The 1592-nt window shown below is 73.9% G+C and carries 2 protein-coding genes; both read left to right on the top strand.

Annotation, left to right across the window (positions count from 1 at the left end):
• A partial coding sequence (locus tag D471_RS33405) for an SGNH/GDSL hydrolase family protein (protein WP_040688788.1) occupies positions 1-1163 on the top strand: 1163 nt, incomplete at its 5' end.
• Between the two features lie 98 nt (positions 1164-1261).
• On the top strand, positions 1262-1592 hold a 331-nt coding region (locus tag D471_RS33400; RefSeq protein WP_040688785.1), incomplete at its 3' end, for a thiolase family protein.

Here is a 1592-nt window from a genome sequence, read left to right as displayed (position 1 = left end):
CCGCCACGGCGTGCGGTGGCGGCGGGGTGACGCTCGTGGGCGCGGGTACCGTCGCCCTCCTCTACCTCCAGGCCCGGCTCGCGCGACGCGCGGTCGGCGTCACCGACTGGGACCGGCCCGAGGTGAACGGGCTCCACGGCGACGGCGACGGGCCACCGCTGCGGATGCTCATGCTCGGCGACTCCACCGCGGCCGGATTCGCGGTCGCCGAGGCCGCGCAGACCCCCGGCGTGCTGCTGGCGACGGGGATCGCGAACGCGGCCGACCGGAGGGTGCTGCTGCGGTGCACCGCTTTCCCCGGCGCCACCTCAGCGGACCTGGGCCCCCAGGCCGAGCGGGCCGGAGCGTTTCGGGACGGCGGCCGCTTCGACGTGGCGGTCGTCTTCATCGGGGCCAACGACGTCATCCGCAGGGTCCGCCCGAACGACGCCGTCAAGCAGCTGCGCGACCTCACCCGCCGCCTCGTCGACCACGGCACGGAGGTGGTCGTGGCGACCTGCCCGGATCTGGGCACCGTCCGGCCGATCGGGTGGCCGCTGCGGTCGGTCGCGCGACGTGCCTCACGCCAACTCGCCGCCGCCCAGACCATCGCGGTCACCGAGGCCGGCGGGCGCACGGTGTCATTGAGCGACCTTCTCGCCGACGACTTCCGGTCTGATCCGCATTCCATGTTCGGACCCGACCGATTCCATCCGTCAGCCCTCGGGTACGCCCAGGCCGCCTCCGCCGTCCTGCCCTCGGCGTGCGCCGCGCTCGGGCTGCTCCCAGAGATCGGGGAGATCGGCCGCCCCGAGGGCATCCTGCCGGTGGACCGCGCGGCGGTCATGGCCGCCGAGACCCCGGGCACCGAGGTCTCCCGGGTCCCCGTCGAGCATTCCGGCAGGCGGGGGCACTGGACCGATTGGCTGCGCCGGAGGCGTCCGTCGAGGGTGGTGGTCCGTTCCGGCGCGGAGCGCCCCTCACGGGCGATGGTGGGCGACGGATGGGCGCTGATCCGGGCCCCCTTCCGCCCGCGCGTGACCCGGGCGGGCGCCGCCGGGGAGACCGGGGCCGCGGACCGGGCGGTCGAGACGGCCGGCCGGACCACCGGGGAGGGAACCGGTGGTCAGGACGGCACGCCAAGGCCGACCCCGGGTGGCGACGCCGAGGGCCCGAGATGTTAACTGGTCAGTAACAAGACGCGTCGCGGACGTCGAGACAGGTGTCCGGCGAACCGACGGAGCGTCACCGCAGCACCCCGACACCGAATGGGACGAAGCACATGCCCGAAGCAGTCATCGTCGCCACCGCGCGCTCCCCGATCGGCCGCGCCTTCAAGGGTTCCCTGAAGGACATCCGCCCCGACGACCTGACCACCCAGATCGTCGGCGCCGCCCTGGCCAAGGTGCCCGAGCTCGACCCCAAGGACATCGACGACCTCATGCTGGGCTGCGGTCTCCCCGGCGGTGAGCAGGGCTTCAACATGGCCCGCGTCGTCGCCGTGCAGCTCGGGCTCGACACCGTCCCCGGCACCACCGTCACCCGGTACTGTTCCTCGTCCCTCCAGACCACCCGCATGGCCTACCACGCCATCAAGGCGGGCGAGGGCGACG

It is taken from the genome of Nocardiopsis lucentensis DSM 44048, assembly GCF_000341125.1.
GTDB lineage: Bacteria > Actinomycetota > Actinomycetes > Streptosporangiales > Streptosporangiaceae > Nocardiopsis > Nocardiopsis lucentensis.
The sequence above is the reverse complement of the archived record's forward strand: the minus strand, read 5'-3'. Positions and strand labels throughout refer to the sequence as shown.